Below are 17,119 nucleotides of genomic sequence, written 5' to 3' on the forward strand. Positions count from 1 at the left end.
CGGCAAGTGCTTAACTCAGATATCACCAAAAATGATACAAACCACAAAGCGCAGGAGGATGGTCGGTCGCCTGATGAGTGCGCCGAAAGAACGACCTTCGGAGGATATGCTCGATCGAGGCGGGATTCGGGCATTCTTCGTGCCGAGATGGCGGATTTCCTGGAGTGACCAGCGGGATGCGGCCGTCATCGTGAAATTCCGGTCTGCCCGCCATGGGGCCTGACGAGATGCGGCTTGTCGGTGGCGGCGCGAGTGAGGGCGTGGCGGGTGTGGATGGCGCGGTAGTTGGGGAGGGGGCTCGATCGGTCAAACGTGCCGCGTGTCCGGTGTTCTGGCAACTCGGTATGGCATTTGCCTCGCGGTAATCCCATTTCTGTCGACGGCCATGGCCATGATATCGGTCGGATGGACGCATGTCCGGCGGACGTTGGTGTGGATGTGAGGCGGGACGGCATGGCAGGCAGGCGGGATGAACGAGAAAGCGGGGATCTGTTCGGTGGTCCGGCAGCTGTCGATGTCCGGCACGATCCGGCCGGGCAGGGCGGGCGGCACGGGCGTTCGGCGCCCTCGCGTACGCAGCCGCTGGCCGACCGGTTGCGCCCGGCGTCGCTGGACGAGGTGGTGGGGCAGGACCATCTGTTGGGGCCGGACGGTGCCCTGCGGCGCATGCTGGACCGGGGCACGCTTGCCAGCCTGATCCTGTGGGGCGGGCCGGGGGTGGGCAAGACGACCATCGCCCGGCTGCTGGCCGATGCGGCGGGGCTGCGCTTCGTGCAGATTTCGGCTGTGTTCTCGGGTGTTGCGGATTTGAAGCGGGCGTTTGAGGAGGCCCGGCAGCGAGCCGCCATCGGGCAGGGCACGCTGCTGTTCGTGGACGAGATCCATCGCTTCAATCGCGCCCAGCAGGACGGGTTTCTGCCCGTGGTCGAGGACGGGACGGTGGTGCTGGTGGGGGCGACGACGGAGAATCCGTCTTTCGCGCTGAATGGCGCGCTGCTGTCGCGCTGCCAGGTCATGGTGCTGCGGCGGCTGGACGACGAGGCGCTGGAGCGGCTGCTGTGCCGGGCCGAGGCCGAGAGTGGGCGGAGTTTGCCGCTGACGCCGGATGGGCGGGCGACGCTGCGCGCGATGGCGGATGGTGACGGGCGGTATCTGCTGAACATGGTCGAGCAGGTGCTGGCGCTGCCGGAGGGGCAGGAACTGGACGGGCAGGGCCTGTCTGCCCTGCTGGCGCGGCGGGCGGTGTTGTACGACAAGGACCGCGAGGAACATTACAACCTGATTTCGGCGCTTCATAAATCGTTGCGGGGCTCCGACCCCGACGCGGCGCTGTACTGGTTCGCGCGCATGCTCGAAGGGGGAGAGGACCCGCGCTTCATCGCGCGGCGGCTGACCCGTTTCGCGACCGAGGATGTGGGGATGGCCGATCCGCAGGCATTGCCGCTGGCGGTGGCGGCTTGGGAGACCTATGAGCGACTCGGCTCGCCCGAGGGGGAACTGGCGCTGGCGCAACTGGTGGTGCATCTGGGCACCGCGCCGAAATCGAATGCCGTCTATACCGCCTATAATGCCGCGCGGCGGCTGGCGAAGGCAACGGGCAGCCTGATGCCGCCGGCTCATATCCTGAACGCGCCCACAGGGCTGATGAAGGATCTCGGCTACGGCAGGGGATATGAATACGACCACGATAGCGAAGAGGGATTTTCCGGCCAGAATTACTTCCCGGACGAGATGCGGCGCGAATCGCTGTATCGCCCGAGCGGCCGGGGATTCGAGGCTGAAATCGCGCGACGGCTGGACAGGTGGGCCAGACTGCGGGAAAGCCGTCAGTCATGAGTGTAGTGACCCTGACCGTCAGCGATGACGAAGCCGATATCCGCCTCGACCGCTGGTTTCGCCGCCATTATCCCCACCTGACCCAGGGGGCATTGCAGAAACTGTGTCGCACGGGGCAGGTGCGGGTGGATGGCAAGCGTGCCGACACCTCGACCCGCCTGCTGCCGGGGCAGGCGGTGCGCGTGCCGCCGATCCCCGCCGCCGCGCGGCCGGCGCCGCCACCCCGGCCGGTGCTGGACGAGCGGACGGTGCGCGAGATCCGGGGCATGGTGCTGTACAGCGATGCGCAGGTGATCGTGCTGAACAAGCCCGCCGGGCTGGCGGTGCAGGGCGGGCCGGGCATCATCCACCATGTGGACGGCATGCTGGATGCGCTGAAGGAGAATGACGACGATCCGCGCCCGCGCCTGGTACACCGGATCGACCGGGATACGTCGGGGCTGCTGTTGCTGGCGCGCACGCCCGGCGTGGCGGCGAAGCTGGCGGCGTCGTTCCGGGGGCGCGACGTGCGCAAGACCTACTGGGCGGTCGTGGTCGGTCGGCCGACGCCGGCCAGCGGGGTGATCGACCAGCCGCTGGCCCGGCTGGGGGTGGGGCCGGGGGCGCTGACGGTGGTGGCGTCGCGCAAGGACGAGGACGCGGCCCATGCGCTGTCGGAATACGAGGTGCTGGATGCCGCCGGGCGCCGCCTGTCGTGGCTGGCGCTGTCGCCGCTGACGGGGCGGACCCACCAGTTGCGCGTGCATTGCGAGGCCCTGGGCACACCGATTCTGGGCGACCCGAAATATGGGGGAGAGGCGGCGCATCCCGAGGGATTCGTCGACCGGCTGCATCTGCATGCGCGGTCGCTGGATCTGCCGCATCCGGCCGGTGGGCGCTTGCAGGTGTCGGCGGAACTGCCGCCCCATATGCGCGAGACCTTCCGGCAACTCGGTTTTACCGCCGGCGCGACGCCGGCCCCAAGGCGGAGCTGAATCATGCTGCCGGTCGTGTTGGAAGGGGAACCGAAGCCGCCGCGACCGAAACGGCGTCGCCTGCGTCTGCTGGCGGGACTTGCCTTGCTGGCGGTACTGGGTGCCGGTGGCGTAGTGGGTGCGTGGATGCGGCTCGATCCCACCGTGCTGCGCGAGCAGGCGGTGGCGGCGGTGTGGCGCCAGACCGGCCGTGTGCTGAAGGTGGGGGCGGTGCAGGTGCACCTGCTGCCTTATCCGTCGCTCTCCGTTCGGGATCTGGCGCTGTCGGACATGCCGGGCGGGGCGCGGCCGGAGATGCTGACGGCCAGCGAACTGGATGCTCGGCTGGCGCTGCTGCCGCTGTTGCGGCGCGAAATCCGGCTGGAAGATGTGCGCCTGACCCATCCCGACCTGCTGGTGGAGCGGATGGCGGACGGGCGCGCGAACTGGCAGATGCAGCCGCCGGCCGAATCGGATAAGCCGCCGGGCGGTGTGTCTTCGCCCTCGACGCCATGGCAGGTCCGGATCGGCAGCGTGCGGGTCCGGGATGCCGATCTGCGCTGGGATGACCAGCGTGCCCATGCCAGTGGGGCGGTGACGCTGGACAGCCTGGATCTGTCCGGGCTGACCGGTTCGAAACCCTCGATCAATGTTCAGGGGCATCGGCAGGGGGATTCGTCCGCGGTCGTCAGCGTGTCGGGGCAGGTTGGCCGGCTTTTCGGGGCGGAGCCCTCGGCATGGCCGGTCCGCTTGCAGGCTTCGTTGCGGATCGAGGGGCGGGATGCGGGCTCCGCCACGCTGGAGGGTAGCCTCTCCGACCCCATGCGCCTGCGTGGCTATGATGCGGCGGTGCATCTGGCGATCGGGCAGTTGGGGGATCTCAACCGGCTGTTCGTGCATGCCAATCTGCCGGATATCCATGATATCGACCTGACGGCGCACGTGGTCGATCTGGGATCGGATACCGCGCCGATGCCGGGCCTGCGGCAGGTGCGGCTGCGCACCGGGGCGATCGGCAGCCTGCCGGTGGTGGGCGGGCTGGTGCTGGATCGTCTGGCGGTGGATGCGCCGACGCCGGCCGATCATGTGGCGATCGAGACCGCCGGGCATTATGCCGGCCAGCCGTTCGCGCTGCATGGCACGCTGGGGACGCCGGCCGAGACCCTGGCCGCGGCGCGCAGCTTTCTGGGCAGTGCGATGCCGCTGGATCTGGTGGTGGATGTCGCGGGTGGAAGCCTGCGGCTGGGGGGAACGGTCGGGGGCGGCCAGTCGGCCCTCGACAGTCACCTGACCGCCGGCCGGCTGTCGCTGCCCGGCAATCTGGTGCTGGATCATCTGACCGCCGATGCGCATCTGGCGGTTCGGGGCGGTTCCGACATTCGCCTGACGGGGCTGCGGCTGGATTCGGCGCAGATGACGCTGGATGGGGAACTGTCTTTTCTCCGGCAGGGCGGGACGAACGGGGTGCCGCTGCTGAACGGGCGGCTGCATGCCAGCCGGCTGGATGTGGATTCGCTGCGTGCGGCTGCGCCGGACGGCGAGCCTTCGGCTGACGGGGGCGCGCCGGCGGCGCCTCCGGTGGTGGAGGATGCGGCGGCCGATGCGCCGCTGCCCTTCGAGCGTCTGCGGCAGATGGATGGGGATCTGGACCTGACGGCGGACCGGATGCGGCTGTATGACGAGGATTATCATGCCGCCGAAGCCCATTTCGTGCTGCGGGGCGGGCATCTGACGATTGATCCGCTGCATGCCGATGGCGCGGGGCGCAGCCTGGATGCCGTGCTGTCCGTCGATGCGTCGGGTGCGGTGCCGCGCCTGTCGGCCGATGTGCGGACGCTGGTGCTGCCGGCCGACTGGCTGGCCCAGGCGCTCGACCTGACGCCGATGCTGCGCGGCAGCCTGCAACTGGTCGGCAGTGTGCAGACCCAGGGGAATGATCGGGCTGCGCTGCGTGACCAATTGGGCGGGCATCTGGGCCTGTCGATGGTCAGGGGGCAGATCGACGGCAATACGCTGGGCCGCCTGCTGGGGCCGGATGCCTCCGCCGCCACGCGGGGCACCTCGGTCGCGCTGCGGTGCCTGGGTGTGCATATGACGCTGGGTGACGGGCGGGCGGCGCTGGATACGATCGGGTTGCAGACCTTTCGGCTGGCGATGACCGGCCATGGGACGATCGGCCTGGCGCAGCAGGACCTGGACCTGCATTTGATGCCGCAACTGCTGATCGGTGGCGGCGGCGCCTCGATGCCGATCGTGGTCGCCGGTACGATCCGGGCGCCGCAGCCCCGGCCGGAAGCGGCGGGGCCGGGGCATCGCTTCACGCTGACCATCGGGCCGGCGGTGGGGATCGGCGACCCGTGCCCCGAGGCCTTGAAGGCGGCGCGCGAGGAACAGCCCGGCCCGGCACCGGATGCCGCGCCGAAGGCCAAGGCGCCGAAGGTGATGAATATTCTGCGCGGTCTTGGATTGTTTCGATGAAGGGTACGCCTGTGACGCCTCAACCTTCCGCCCCCGCCACACGACGCCGCTTCTGGGACCATGCGGAGGTGGTGTCGGAGCCCGAGGGCTTCGCGGTTCGGCTGGACGGCCGGCCGGTGCGTCTGCCGGGTGGGGCGGTGCTGCGGGTCGGCAGTCGCGCGTTGGCCGAGGCACTGGCCGGGGAGTGGCAGGCGGCGGGAGGTGGCACGAAAGGGGGCGACTTCGCGCCGTCCGACCTGCGGCTGACCCGGATTGCCGGAACGATGCTGGAGCGCATCGCGCCCGACCGGGCGGCCGTGATCGGCGTGCTGCTGGGATACGCCCGCCACGAACTGTTGTGTTACCGCGTGCGCTATCCGGCCCTGCTGGTCGAGCTCCAGCAGCAGGAATGGGACCCGTGGCTGGAATGGCTGCGTGCCCGGTATGGTGTCGTGCTGCGGAGCACCGACGGGGTGATGCCGGTCGATCAGCCGCCCGAGGCGCTGGCGGGGCTACAGGCGGTGCTTGAGGGACTGCCGGACGGGGTGCTGGCCGCGCTGGGTGTTGCCGTGCCGGCGCTGGGCAGCCTGGTGCTGGGGCTGGCGCTGGTGGATGGACGGCTGACGGCGGAGCAGGTCATGGCCTGCGCGACCCTGGACGAGCGGACCCAGATGGAACTCTGGGGGCACGACGCCGAGCAGGCCGGGCGCCTGGAGACGCTGGGGCTGGATGTTATGGACGCCGCGTCGTTTCTGGCGCTGTTGCGGGCCGATTCGTAACGGCCGGGGCGGTCATGGAACCGCCATAAAGTGTCGGCAGCTTGCGGCTTGCGTTCCGACACCGAGCCAAACACTCTGTTACAGAGCTTCGCTGTAGAAGGAACGGAGAACAACGACGACTCAGGAGTGAGCGCATGGCTTTGATCGATTTGCGGCCGCTTTCGGAAATGCCGGGGATTGCCGCGCATGAGATCGACCGGTCATCGAAAGGCCAGGCTGACTGCTCCGGTTCGTCGCGTCGCACACGGCAGCGTGTCGCCCACTGGGTCGCGACCTGCGCCATGGGCGCGTGGGTGCTGCTGGCGATCGTGCCCGTCGTCGTCGTCATCATGGCAATCGACGGCTGAAGATTAACGCCATGCTCCCTCCCGGTGCGGGAGGTGGAAACCCTGTTCGGAAATGTGGGCTGGTGAGCGAGAGTGCCGCGAAGCGGCACGGCCGGCGTGTGTTTCCGAGCATCGCAGCGGAGCGGCCTTGACGGCCGTGAGCAGCGAAGCGCAGGAAACGCGCGCCGGATCGCCACCAGCGCGCATTTCCGAACAGGGTTAGGGGACGAGGACTGTGGCGCTGGCGGTGCAGGCAATCCCTTCCTCGCGGCCGGTAAAGCCCAGACGCTCGGAGGTGGTAGCCTTGACCGAGATGCGGTCGATGCCGACTTCCAGCAGGTCGGCCAGGCGCTGGCGCATCGCTTCGGAATGCGGGCCGATCTTGGGACGTTCGCAGATCAGCGTGACGTCGGCGTTGACCAGCATGCCGCCCCGGTCGCGGATGCGCTGCCCGGCATGAACGAGAAAGCGCGCGCTGTCGGCGTCTTTCCATTCGTTCTGGCTGGGCGGGAAATGGCGACCGATATCGCCTTCGGCCAGCGCGCCGTAGATCGCGTCGCACAGGGCGTGGATGCCGACATCGGCGTCGGAATGGCCGGCCAGGCCGCGATCATGGGGCACGGTGATGCCGCAGATGATCAGAGGCCGGTTCTCGGCGAAGGCATGCACGTCGTACCCGATGCCGGTGCGCGGCAGCAATGTCGGACCGATCAGCCGTTCCAGGCGCATCAGATCTTCCTCGTAGGTCAGCTTGATATTGTCTTCCGAGCCGGCGACCAGCGCGACCGTGTGGCCCGCCGTTTCCAGCAGGGCGGCGTCGTCGGTGGCGTCGGTGGCGGCGGCGCCGCGATGGAGGTCGCGCAGCAGCGCGAAGCGGAAGCCCTGCGGTGTCTGGGCGCGATAGAGATCGTCGCGCGGGACGGTGGCGGTGATGACGCCGCCATGGCCGCGCTTGAGCGTGTCGGCCACGCGCACCGCCGGGATGGCGCCGGGGTGGGTCGCGAGGGCCGCGATGACGGCCTGCGTGACTTCGGCAGGCACGTAGGGGCGGGCGCCGTCATGGACCAGCACCAGGTCGGGGCGTTCGGATGCCGGCAGGCGATCCAGTGCCTCCAGCCCGGCGCGGACGCTTTCCTGGCGGCTGGCGCCGCCAGCGACGGGTGGGAGGGTGTCCAGGCCGTGCAGGGCCTCGGCCAGCGCGGCGGTGTCGCCGACCGGCTGGAGCAGGTCCACATGAGGGAACAGGGCATCCGCCGCGTGGCGGATGATGGGCCGGCCGCCGAGCGTCAGATACTGCTTGGCGACAGGCGATGCCGTCGTGGCGCTGAAACGTCGGCCCACGCCCGCGGCAAGAAGAATGGCTGCAACACGCATGGCGGAGCAATGCGGCGGACGCCCGGCGGCGTCAAGCGCCGGGACGCATTTGTTTCGGGCGCCCGACGTCCCGTTTCCGTCCGTTTGGCTGCTATCGCGATTGCGTGATGCTCTCAAAGTCGATATTCTGCTTAAATCCTGAGCATCCATGCTGGAAATTCGTCCATCCCGGTGTTGCGCATCCCAGTGTCGCGCCGCGAGACGAAGGCATGATCTGTCAGCCCAGATGGGGGTAGTGCCGTCCATGTCGTCCGAATTGTTGCGTCCTGTCGATCTGGGGAGGGGCGTGGTGCTGCGCACCCCGGTGATTCTCGCCCCGATGTCGGGCGTGACGGACCTGCCGTTCCGCCGCCTGGCGCGCCGCCTGGGCGCGGGGCTGGTGGTTTCCGAGATGATCGCGTCCTGGGCCATGGTGCGCGAGAACCAGGCGACGCTGCGCATGGCCGAGGTGGCGGACGATGACGGGCCGAACGCGGTGCAGCTTGCCGGCTGCGAGCCCGAGGCGATGGCGCAGGCGGCGCGGATTGCCGTCGATCGTGGCGCGAACATGATCGACATCAATTTTGGCTGTCCGGTCAAGAAAGTGGCGGTGGGCCAGATGGCGGGCTCGGCACTGATGCGCGACGAGGCGCTGGCGGGGCGGCTGCTGGAGGCCGTGGTGCGGGCGGTGGACGTGCCGGTGACGCTGAAGATGCGCATGGGCTGGGACCATGCCAGCCTGAACGCGCCGGTGCTGGCGCGGATGGCCGAGCAGGCCGGTATTCGCATGGTCACGGTGCATGGCCGCACGCGGCAGCAATTTTATACCGGCACCGCCGACTGGGCCTTCGTCCGCACGGTGAAGGAGGCGGTGTCGCTGCCGGTGATCGTGAATGGGGATATCCTGACCGTCGATGACGCGCGGCGGGCGCTGGCGCAGTCTGGCGCCGACGGGGTGATGATCGGGCGCGGCTGCTATGGCCGGCCGTGGTTCCTGGCGCAGGTGGGGCATGCGCTGACGACCGGCGAGGAAATACCCGACCCGGACCTGGCGACGGAAAAGGCGATCGTGCTGGAGCATTACGACATGATGCTCTCGCATTTCGGCGCGCACCCCGGGCTGCGCCTGGCGCGCAAGCATGTGTCCTGGTACTCGGCCGGCCTGCCGGATTCGGCGGGTTTCCGTGCCGCGATCAACAAGGTGGACGAGGCGGCGGTGGCGATTGCCATGATCGGGGATTTCTACGACCGGCAGATTGCCGCCGGTTCGGGCCGGGAGCGCCGGGGCAGTGCGTCGGGCGGCCAGGACGCCGCCCAGGCGGCCTGATGCCCATGCAAGCGAGCCTGCCGCCCGATGCACTGCCCCGGCCGGACGGGGCGGCGCTGCTGGATGCCATGCCCCTGCCGGTGATGCTGGTGGGGGAGAACAACCGCATCCGCCACGTTAACAGCGCGGCCGAGCCGTTCTTCGGCATGTCCAGCCAGCATCTGGTGCAGATGCATCTCTCCGACGTGCTGGCGGCGGACCATCCGATCTTTCTGCTGGTGGAGCAGGTGCGGCGCGACGGGGTGACGATCGCGGAACATGAACTGAATCTGGACGGCCCCCGGCTGCATCGCAGCGGCATTACCGTGCAGGGAACGCTGGTGGCCGAGCATCCGGACGGGGTGCTGCTGACTTTTCACGATTCGTCGGCGGCGCGGGCGCTGGATCGGCAACTGACTTTTCGTTCCGCCGCGCGCAGCGTCTCCGGCATGGCCGCGATTTTGGCGCATGAGGTGAAGAATCCGCTCTCCGGCATCAGGGGGGCGGCGCAGTTGCTGGAGGGATCGGTCTCGGAGAGTGACCGGGAACTGGCGGTGCTGATCCGTGACGAGGCGGACCGGATCCGTGACCTGGTCGACCGGATGGAGATTTTCAGCGACAAGCCGCTGGAGCGGCGGCCGGTGAACATTCATCGGGTGCTGGAGCATGTGCGGCTGCTGGCACAGCAGGGATTTGCCGCCGATATCCGCTTTGTCGAGGAATATGACCCGTCGCTGCCGCCGGTATGGGGCAATCGCGACCAGCTGGTGCAGGTGCTGCTGAACCTGGTCAAGAATGCCGCCGAGGCTGTGGCCGGAGAGGGCAGGAAGGGCGAAATCACGCTCGGCACCGCCTATCGCCATGGCGTGCGCCTGGCGGTGCCGGGTATGGAGCAGCGGGTCGAACTGCCGCTGGTGGTTTCGGTGCGCGATAACGGCGCCGGGATTCCCGAAAGTATCCGGCCCCATCTGTTCGAGCCCTTCCTGACCACCAAGGCCGGGGGGAGCGGGCTGGGGCTGGCGCTGGCGGGCAAGATCATCGGCGATCATGGCGGGGTGATCGAGGTGAACAGCCGGCCTGGCCGGACCGAAGTCCTGCTGCACCTGCCCGTGGTGGCGGAGGGGCGGGCGCACCCCTGACCCGCGATCCCGCGCGGCCGTCTTCTTCGTTTTTTTATTCCTTTTCCTTGTTGCCCGTTTCGACTGAGAGACCGGATTTCGTATGCCCCTTCCGACCATTCTTGTTGCCGATGACGACCGTTCCATCCGCACCGTTCTCAGCCAGGCGCTGGGGCGCGCCGGTTATCAGGTGCGCACCACCGCCAGCGCCGCCACCCTGTGGCAGTGGATCGAGGAAGGGGAGGGCGATCTGGTCATTACCGACGTGGTGATGCCCGACGAGAACGGCCTGGACCTGATTCCGCGCATCAAGCGGGCACGGCCGGACATGCGCGTGCTGGTGATGAGCGCGCAATCCACGCTGATGACGGCGGTGAAGGCGACCCAGCGCGGGGCGTTCGAATATCTGCCCAAGCCGTTCGACCTGAAGGAATTGCTGGCGGTGGTGGAGCGGGCGCTGGCCTCGCCGGCCCGCACGCTGGTCGAGCCGGCGACCCCGCCCGAATCCGAGGAGCGGATGCCGCTGATCGGCCGGTCGATGGCGATGCAGGATATCTATCGCATCATCGCGCGGCTCACGACCTCCGACCTGACGGTGATGATCAATGGTGAAAGCGGCACCGGCAAGGAACTGGTGGCGCGGGCGCTGCATGATTACGGGCGCCGGCGGGGCGGGCCGTTCGTGGCCGTCAACATGGCGGCCATTCCGCGCGAACTGATCGAGAGCGAGTTGTTCGGGCATGAGCGGGGGGCCTTTACGGGAGCGACCAGCCGCAATCCGGGCCGGTTCGAACAGGCGGCGGGCGGGACGCTGTTTCTCGACGAGATCGGCGACATGCCCCCGGAGGCGCAGACCCGCCTGCTGCGCGTGTTGCAGGAAGGCGAGTTTACGACCGTCGGCGGGCGGCAGCCGATCCGGGCCAATGTCCGTATCGTCGCGGCGACGCATCGCGATCTGCGCCAGTCGATCCGGAACGGGACGTTTCGCGAGGATCTGTTCTATCGGCTGAACGTGGTGCCGATCCGGCTGCCGCCACTGCGCGAGCGTGTGGAGGATATCCCGCTGCTGGCGCGGCATTTCCTGGATCGCTGCCGCGAGGACGGGCTGCCGGCCAAGATCCTGGCCGATGGGGCGATCGAGCGCCTGCAGGCCAGCCGCTGGCCGGGCAATGTCCGCGAGCTGGAAAACCTGATGCGTCGTCTGGCGGCCCTGTATCCGCAGGAGACGATCACGGCGGACCTGGTGGACCAGGAACTGGCGGAGGCGGCGTCGCACGACCAGGAGGCGGAGGCGCCGGAGATTCTGGCCAAGGAGCCGCTGGCCGATGCCGTCGCCCGGCATATCCGGCATTTCCTGGCGGCGGGGCAGGATGGCATGCCGCTGCACGATATCTATGACCGGGTGATTGCCGAGGTCGAGCGGCCGCTGATCCAGATGACGCTGGCTGCCACGCGGGGCAACCAGATCAAGGCCGCGGCGATGCTGGGCCTGAACCGCAATACCCTGCGCAAGAAGATCCGGGATCTGGAAATACCGGTCGTTCGCGGCGTAAGCTGACTGTCATGAGTCTTTTTAAGCGTCGGGCGACAATCGGGTGCTGACCCCCGGGCACGGTTTCAATATTCGGCGGCTGGCGTCGGGAATGGGGTTGATGCGGGGGCTGTTCGGGCTGCTGGCCCGGCGGAATGTCGCCATTGCCCTGGTGGCGCTGGCGTTGTGCTTCGGCGTCGCGACCTTCGTCGTGCTGTCGGGCGGGATGTCGGTAACGCATTATCCGCACATCCAGGCGCTGATCTTTATCCTCAACTTCCTGGTGCTGCTGCTGCTGGCGCTGGCGCTGGCGGAGCGCCTGGGGCGCGTGATGGCCGACAGGCGGCGCGGCCTGGCGGGGGCACGGCTGCATGTGCGCCTTGTCACGCTGTTCGGCATCGTCGCGGTGGCGCCGACGGTGGTGGTGGGCACGTTTGCCGCCGTGTTTTTCCATTACGGCATCCAGATCTGGTTCAGCGACCGCGTGAACACGGCGCTGAACGAGGCGCTCCAGGCCTCGCGCGGGTATTTGCAGGAACATAACGCCAATATCCGGACCGAGGCGTTCTCGCTGGCCAATTACCTGGCCGGGGCGGCGAACAGCCTGGAGGGCTCGGGGTCGGACCTGATGCATGACCCCGAGGCGCTGGATCAGGTGCTGGATTCGCAGGCGACCCTGCGCGGGCTGAACGAGGCGGTGATCTATGATCCGCTGACCAATACCGTGGTGGCCAAGGGCGGGCTGATGAGCCGGGCGGGCGACATGCAGGCCCTGCCGCCGCCTTCGGCCACCATGATGGCCCGCACCAACGAGATTGCGATTCTCGATTCGCCGGACGAGAAGACGGTGCGGGCGGTGATTTCGCTGGGCGATACGCCGGCGCTGATGTTGGTGATTACCCGGCCGGTCGATCCGTCGATTCTCGACCACATGCACAAGACCGAGATGGTGGTGGCGGACTATCAGCGGCTGAACCGGAACCGGTCCAAGATCCAGTTTACCTTCGTGCTGATCTTCGCGCTGGTGGGGCTGCTGGTGCTCTTTGCCGCCGTGCTGGTGGGGCTGGTGCTGGCCAACCAGATCGTGCGGCCGCTGGGGCTGCTGATCCTGGCCTCGGAGCGCATCAGCGACGGCGATCTGAAAGTACGGGTGCCGGAAGGCGAGCGGCATGACGAGGTGTCGAGCCTGTCGCGCGCCTTCAACCGCATGACCGACCAGCTTTCCAGCCAGCGTTCGGAACTGATGATCGCCTATGGCCAGATCAACGAGCGCCGGCGCTTTACCGAGGCGGTGCTCTCGGGCGTGTCGGCCGGGGTGATCGGGCTGGATGCGCAGCAGGTGATCGAATTGCCGAATCGGGCGGCCAGCGTGCTGTTGCAACATGATCTGCCGGCTGCCGTCGGAAAGCGTCTGGTGGATGTGGTGCCCGAATTCGGCCCGATGCTGAACGAGGCGGCGGGTGCGCCCGACCGGGTGTGGACGGGCGAGATCCATGTGGGATCGGGCACCAAGGCCTGCACGCTGCTGGTCCGGATCGGGAGCGAGACCACCGGGGGGGCGCCGGACCGCTATGTGGTGACGTTCGATGACATCACGGCCTTGCAGGCGGCCCAGCGCAAGGCGGCCTGGGCCGATATCGCGCGGCGGATCGCCCATGAGATCAAGAATCCGCTCACGCCGATCCAGCTTGCGGCCGAACGGCTGAAGCGCCGCTTCCTGCGGGAAATCACCTCCGACCCCGAGACGTTCAGCCAGTGCGCGGATACGATCGTGCGGCATGTGGGCGATATCGGGCGGATGGTGGACGAATTCTCGGCATTCGCGCGGATGCCGCAGCCGATCATGCGGCCCGAGGACCTGTCGCGAATCGTGCGCGAGGCCCTGATCCTGCAACGCAACGCGCATCCCGAGATCCATTACGAGACCGACCTGCCCGACCATGGGCCGATCGTCTCGTGCGACCGGCGGCTGGTCGGGCAGGCCTTGACCAATTTGTTGCAAAATGCTGCCGATGCCATTGCAATGCTTCCGAAAGATGGTGATGCTGCCGATCGCCCGGCCGGACCGGTCGGCTCTATCCGGATTGTCTTGCGTATCGAAGGGACGGCCGCCCATATCGCGGTCGTCGACGATGGGATCGGTCTGCCTGAGGAAGACAGGCGGCGTCTGACCGAGCCCTATGTGACCCACAAGCCGAAGGGAACCGGGCTTGGGCTGGCGATCGTCAAGAAAATTCTGGAAGATCATGGGGGAAGCATCCGTCTGGAGGACAGGCCAGACGGACGGGGAGCTGTTTCGATCTTGATACTGCCGGTAAAGGACGAGCATGGCGCATGAAATCCTGATCGTTGATGACGAACCGGATATCCGGCTGCTGATCGAGGGGATCCTTCGCGACGAAGGCTACGAGACCCGGTTGGCGGGAGATTCGGATTCGGCGATCAGCGCGTTTAGGGCGCGCAGGCCGTCGCTGGTGATTCTGGATGTCTGGTTGCAGGGATCGCGCCTGGACGGGCTGGGCATCCTGCAGGCGATCCAGGGCGAGGAACCGGTCGTTCCCACGATCATGATTTCCGGCCATGGCACGATTGAGACGGCCGTTGCCGCCCTTCAGCACGGTGCCTACGATTTTATCGAGAAGCCGTTCCAGTCCGATCGGCTGCTGCTGGTGGTCCGCCGTGCGCTGGAGGCCTCGCGCCTGGCGCGGGAGAATGCGGAACTGCGCCTGCGCGCGGGGGCTGAGGCGACGCTGTTCGGCGACAGCCCGGCCATTGCCGCCGTGCGCAACCAGATCGAGCGGGTGGCGCCCAGCGGTTCGCGCGTGCTGATTTCGGGTGCCGCCGGCGCGGGCAAGGAAGTTGCGGCGCGGATGATCCATGCCCGGTCGCGCAGGGCCGAGGGGCCGTTCGTTGCCCTGAACTGCGCCACGCTGGCGCCGGGGCGCTTCGAGGAAGAACTGTTCGGCATCGAGGGCACGGCGGACGGCAGCGGGCGCCGTACCGGGGTGCTGGAACGCGCCCATGGAGGCACGCTGCTGCTGGACGAAGTGGCCGACATGCCGATCGAGACCCAGGGCAAGATCGTCCGTGCGTTGCAGGACCAGAGTTTCGAGCGCGTGGGGGGCGCCACGCGGGTGAAGGTCGATGTCCGCGTGCTGGCGGCGACCAACCGCGACCTGCAGGAGCTGATTGCCGCCGGGCGGTTCCGCGAGGACCTGTATTACCGGCTGGCGGTGGTGCCGCTGCGCGTGCCCAGCCTGCGGGAGCGGCGGGAGGATATTCCGGGCCTGGCGCGGATGTTCCTGCACCGGGCGGCGGAAAATGCCGGCCTGCCGCTGCGCGACCTGTCGGGCGATGCCATCGCGGCCTTGCAGAGCTATGACTGGCCCGGCAATTCGCGCGAGCTGCGCAACCTGATGGAACGGCTGCTGATCATGATGCCGGGGAACGGCACCGATCCGATCCGCGCCGAGATGCTGCCGCCGCAGGTGGGGCAGGGGGCGCCGACGCTGCTGAAATTCGACCCCGCCGCCGACGTGATGGGCCTGCCGCTGCGCGAGGCGCGCGACCTGTTCGAGACCCAGTATCTCCAGGCGCAATTGCTGCGATTCGGCGGCAATATCAGCCGTACCGCGGGCTTCGTGGGCATGGAGCGCAGTGCGCTGCACCGCAAGCTGAAGCAGTTGGGCGTGACGTCCGACGAGCGGGGAGCAGGATGAGGTTTTGCCCCCCGGGGAAGGGCCTGCTAGAGAGGGCCAACCGTATTATTGGCGGGGAACGGAGCGGCTTGTGCGGCGTTCGTCCTCGCCGACAGAGCAAGTAAGGCCCAACCGTGGCAAAAGAACCTACGCAGAACGTTCAGGATGTTTTTCTCAACCATGTCAGGCGCTCGAAGACGCCGGTCACGGTGTTTCTGGTCAATGGTGTCAAGTTGCAGGGCATCATCACCTGGTTCGACAATTTTTCCGTCCTGCTGCGGCGTGATGGCCACACGCAGCTTGTCTACAAGCACGCGATCAGCACCGTGATGCCGGCGACGCCGGTCGTGCTGTTCGACCCCTCGCGCCCCGAGGGTGCCGCCGTGGATCTGTCGGACAAGGATCTGGCGGGAGAATCCGATCTCGTCTGAGGCTCCCGTGGCGCAGTCGCCCACACGGGCCGCCGTTATCCTGCCATGGGAGCGGCCGGACCGTCAGGACGAGGTTCGCGCCGCTGAAGCCCGGCTGGAAGAGGCCGTGGGTCTAGCGGCGTCGATCGGGCTGGTGATCGTGCGCCAGGCGGTGCTGCTGCTGCGCACGCGCCGGCCGGCCACGCTGCTGGGCAGCGGCCAGGTGGAGTCGCTGCGCCAGGCGGTGCAGGAGGATCGCGTCGCCGTCGTGGTGGTGGATACGCGCCTGACGCCGGTGCAGCAGCGGAACCTGGAAAAGGCGCTGGGCTGCAAGGTCATCGACCGGACGGCCCTGATCCTGGATATTTTCGGCGAGCGTGCCGCCACCAAGGAAGGCTCGCTCCAGGTCGAACTGGCCCATCTGGAGTACCAGCGCAGCCGGCTGGTGCGGACCTGGACCCATCTGGAGCGGCAGCGCGGCGGCTTCGGCTTCCTTGGCGGGCCGGGCGAGACCCAGATCGAGGCCGATCGCCGCATGATCGGCGACCGCATCGTGCGGCTGAAGCGCGAACTGGAGCAGGTGCGGCGCACCCGTGGCCTGCATCGGGCCGCGCGGCGGCGGGTGCCGTTTCCGGTGGTGGCGCTGGTCGGCTATACCAATGCCGGCAAATCGACCCTGTTCAATGCCCTGACCGGGGCGACGGTTTATGCGCAGGACCAGTTGTTCGCGACGCTGGACCCGACGATGCGCGGGATTCGCCTGCCGTCGGGCCGGCGGATCATCCTCTCCGACACCGTGGGGTTCATCAGCGACCTGCCAACCGAACTGATCGCCGCCTTCCGCGCGACGCTGGAAGAGGTGGCCGAGGCCGACATCATCCTGCATGTGCGCGATATCTCGCATCCGGACACCACGGCGCAGCGCGCCGATGTGGAGGAAGTGCTGGAGGGCATGGCGACCAGCGGGACGCTGGAAGGCGACTGGCGCCGGCGGGTGATTGAGGTACAAAACAAGGCCGACCTGCTGGGCGGGTGCGACGCAGTGCCGGTGCGGGCCGGGAGTGTCGCGATTTCGGCGATTACCGGTGACGGGCTGCCGGAATTGCTGGCGGCGATCGACCAGCGCCTGACAGAGGCGATGGAAGTCGTCGACTACACCATCCCGGTGAAGGACGGTGCGTTGCTGGCCTGGCTGTATGCTCATGGTGAAGTGACAACGCGGGATGACGGCGAGCAGGCTATCGTGGTGACGGTGCGGCTGCTGCCGGCCGATCGCGCGCGGTTCGAACAGCAACTGGCCAGCCGCGACCGGTAGGCGCCCGCCCGGGCCGGATGGCCGGGAAGGGGAGACA

General features: G+C 67.8%; 13 protein-coding genes. 12 read left to right on the forward strand and 1 reads right to left on the reverse strand.

The window, feature by feature from the left end; translation table 11 throughout:
- Positions 1-453 precede the first annotated feature (453 nt).
- From ACMAUO_RS01355 to ACMAUO_RS01375, 5 genes are all read left to right on the forward strand, one after another.
- Positions 454-1,836, forward strand: coding sequence for a replication-associated recombination protein A (locus ACMAUO_RS01355; RefSeq protein WP_420355215.1), 1,383 nt, complete (start codon positions 454-456; stop codon positions 1,834-1,836).
- Positions 1,833-2,810 (forward strand): RluA family pseudouridine synthase, encoded by a 978-nt coding sequence (locus ACMAUO_RS01360; RefSeq protein WP_420355216.1) that lies wholly within the window; start codon positions 1,833-1,835, stop codon positions 2,808-2,810. The genes ACMAUO_RS01355 and ACMAUO_RS01360 overlap by 4 nt, the downstream gene beginning before the upstream one ends.
- A 3-nt stretch (positions 2,811-2,813) precedes the next feature.
- Positions 2,814-5,267: an AsmA family protein gene (locus ACMAUO_RS01365; RefSeq protein ID WP_420355217.1), complete on the forward strand. Its 2,454-nt coding sequence runs from the start codon at positions 2,814-2,816 to the stop codon at positions 5,265-5,267.
- Positions 5,264-6,025, forward strand: a complete 762-nt coding sequence (locus ACMAUO_RS01370; protein ID WP_420355218.1) for an ATP12 family chaperone protein — start codon at positions 5,264-5,266, stop codon at positions 6,023-6,025. Before ACMAUO_RS01365 ends, ACMAUO_RS01370 begins: the two co-directional genes overlap by 4 nt.
- A gap of 134 nt (positions 6,026-6,159) precedes the next feature.
- Positions 6,160-6,372: a hypothetical protein gene (locus ACMAUO_RS01375; protein ID WP_420355219.1), complete on the forward strand. Its 213-nt coding sequence runs from the start codon at positions 6,160-6,162 to the stop codon at positions 6,370-6,372.
- A gap of 198 nt (positions 6,373-6,570) precedes the next feature.
- On the opposite strand, the gene ispF is transcribed toward ACMAUO_RS01375, so the two are convergent.
- A complete protein-coding gene (ispF, locus tag ACMAUO_RS01380) occupies positions 6,571-7,725 on the reverse strand; it encodes a 2-C-methyl-D-erythritol 2,4-cyclodiphosphate synthase (RefSeq protein WP_420355220.1) in 1,155 nt (384 codons plus the stop codon).
- A gap of 244 nt (positions 7,726-7,969) precedes the next feature.
- Between ispF and dusB the strand changes: the two genes are divergently transcribed.
- The 7 genes from dusB to hflX all read left to right on the forward strand — a co-directional run bounded on the left by dusB (position 7,970) and on the right by hflX (position 17,082).
- The gene (dusB, locus tag ACMAUO_RS01385) at positions 7,970-9,031 is read left to right on the forward strand and encodes a tRNA dihydrouridine synthase DusB (RefSeq protein ID WP_420355221.1); all 1,062 of its coding nucleotides are present in this window, start codon (positions 7,970-7,972) and stop codon (positions 9,029-9,031) included.
- Positions 9,031-10,149: a two-component system sensor histidine kinase NtrB gene (locus tag ACMAUO_RS01390; protein ID WP_420355222.1), complete on the forward strand. Its 1,119-nt coding sequence runs from the start codon at positions 9,031-9,033 to the stop codon at positions 10,147-10,149. The genes dusB and ACMAUO_RS01390 overlap by 1 nt, the downstream gene beginning before the upstream one ends.
- Positions 10,150-10,231: 82 nt before the next feature.
- Positions 10,232-11,686 carry a nitrogen regulation protein NR(I) gene (gene ntrC / locus ACMAUO_RS01395; RefSeq protein WP_420355223.1) on the forward strand — a complete coding sequence of 485 codons (1,455 nt, stop codon included), beginning with the start codon at positions 10,232-10,234 and terminating at the stop codon, positions 11,684-11,686.
- Between the two features lie 94 nt (positions 11,687-11,780).
- The gene (locus ACMAUO_RS01400; protein ID WP_420357165.1) at positions 11,781-13,997 is read left to right on the forward strand and encodes a sensor histidine kinase NtrY-like; all 2,217 of its coding nucleotides are present in this window, start codon (positions 11,781-11,783) and stop codon (positions 13,995-13,997) included.
- Positions 13,987-15,378, forward strand: a complete 1,392-nt coding sequence (gene ntrX / locus ACMAUO_RS01405) for a nitrogen assimilation response regulator NtrX (protein ID WP_420355224.1) — start codon at positions 13,987-13,989, stop codon at positions 15,376-15,378. The genes ACMAUO_RS01400 and ntrX overlap by 11 nt, the downstream gene beginning before the upstream one ends.
- A gap of 113 nt (positions 15,379-15,491) precedes the next feature.
- Complete coding sequence (gene hfq, locus ACMAUO_RS01410; RefSeq protein ID WP_420355225.1) at positions 15,492-15,788, forward strand: RNA chaperone Hfq; 297 nt, start codon at positions 15,492-15,494, stop codon at positions 15,786-15,788.
- 7 nt (positions 15,789-15,795) lie between these two features.
- A complete protein-coding gene (hflX, locus tag ACMAUO_RS01415) occupies positions 15,796-17,082 on the forward strand; it encodes a GTPase HflX (protein ID WP_420355226.1) in 1,287 nt (428 codons plus the stop codon).
- Positions 17,083-17,119 lie beyond the last annotated feature (37 nt).

The organism is Gluconacetobacter brunescens (assembly GCF_048695475.1).
Taxonomy (GTDB): domain Bacteria; phylum Pseudomonadota; class Alphaproteobacteria; order Acetobacterales; family Acetobacteraceae; genus Gluconacetobacter.

Bases quoted from the DNA above. Each gene is read 5' to 3' on its own strand.
- ACMAUO_RS01400 (WP_420357165.1), top strand. From the start codon at position 11,781: ATGCGGGGGCTGTTCGGGCTGCTGGCCCGGCGGAATGTCGCCATTGCC.
- ACMAUO_RS01355 (WP_420355215.1), top strand. From the start codon at position 454: ATGGCAGGCAGGCGGGATGAACGAGAAAGCGGGGATCTGTTCGGTGGT.
- ispF (WP_420355220.1), bottom strand. From the start codon at position 7,725: ATGCGTGTTGCAGCCATTCTTCTTGCCGCGGGCGTGGGCCGACGTTTC.
- ACMAUO_RS01360 (WP_420355216.1), top strand. From the start codon at position 1,833: ATGAGTGTAGTGACCCTGACCGTCAGCGATGACGAAGCCGATATCCGC.
- ACMAUO_RS01370 (WP_420355218.1), top strand. From the start codon at position 5,264: ATGAAGGGTACGCCTGTGACGCCTCAACCTTCCGCCCCCGCCACACGA.
- ntrC (WP_420355223.1), top strand. From the start codon at position 10,232: ATGCCCCTTCCGACCATTCTTGTTGCCGATGACGACCGTTCCATCCGC.
- ACMAUO_RS01375 (WP_420355219.1), top strand. From the start codon at position 6,160: ATGGCTTTGATCGATTTGCGGCCGCTTTCGGAAATGCCGGGGATTGCC.
- ACMAUO_RS01365 (WP_420355217.1), top strand. From the start codon at position 2,814: ATGCTGCCGGTCGTGTTGGAAGGGGAACCGAAGCCGCCGCGACCGAAA.
- ntrX (WP_420355224.1), top strand. From the start codon at position 13,987: ATGGCGCATGAAATCCTGATCGTTGATGACGAACCGGATATCCGGCTG.
- ACMAUO_RS01390 (WP_420355222.1), top strand. From the start codon at position 9,031: ATGCCCATGCAAGCGAGCCTGCCGCCCGATGCACTGCCCCGGCCGGAC.
- dusB (WP_420355221.1), top strand. From the start codon at position 7,970: ATGTCGTCCGAATTGTTGCGTCCTGTCGATCTGGGGAGGGGCGTGGTG.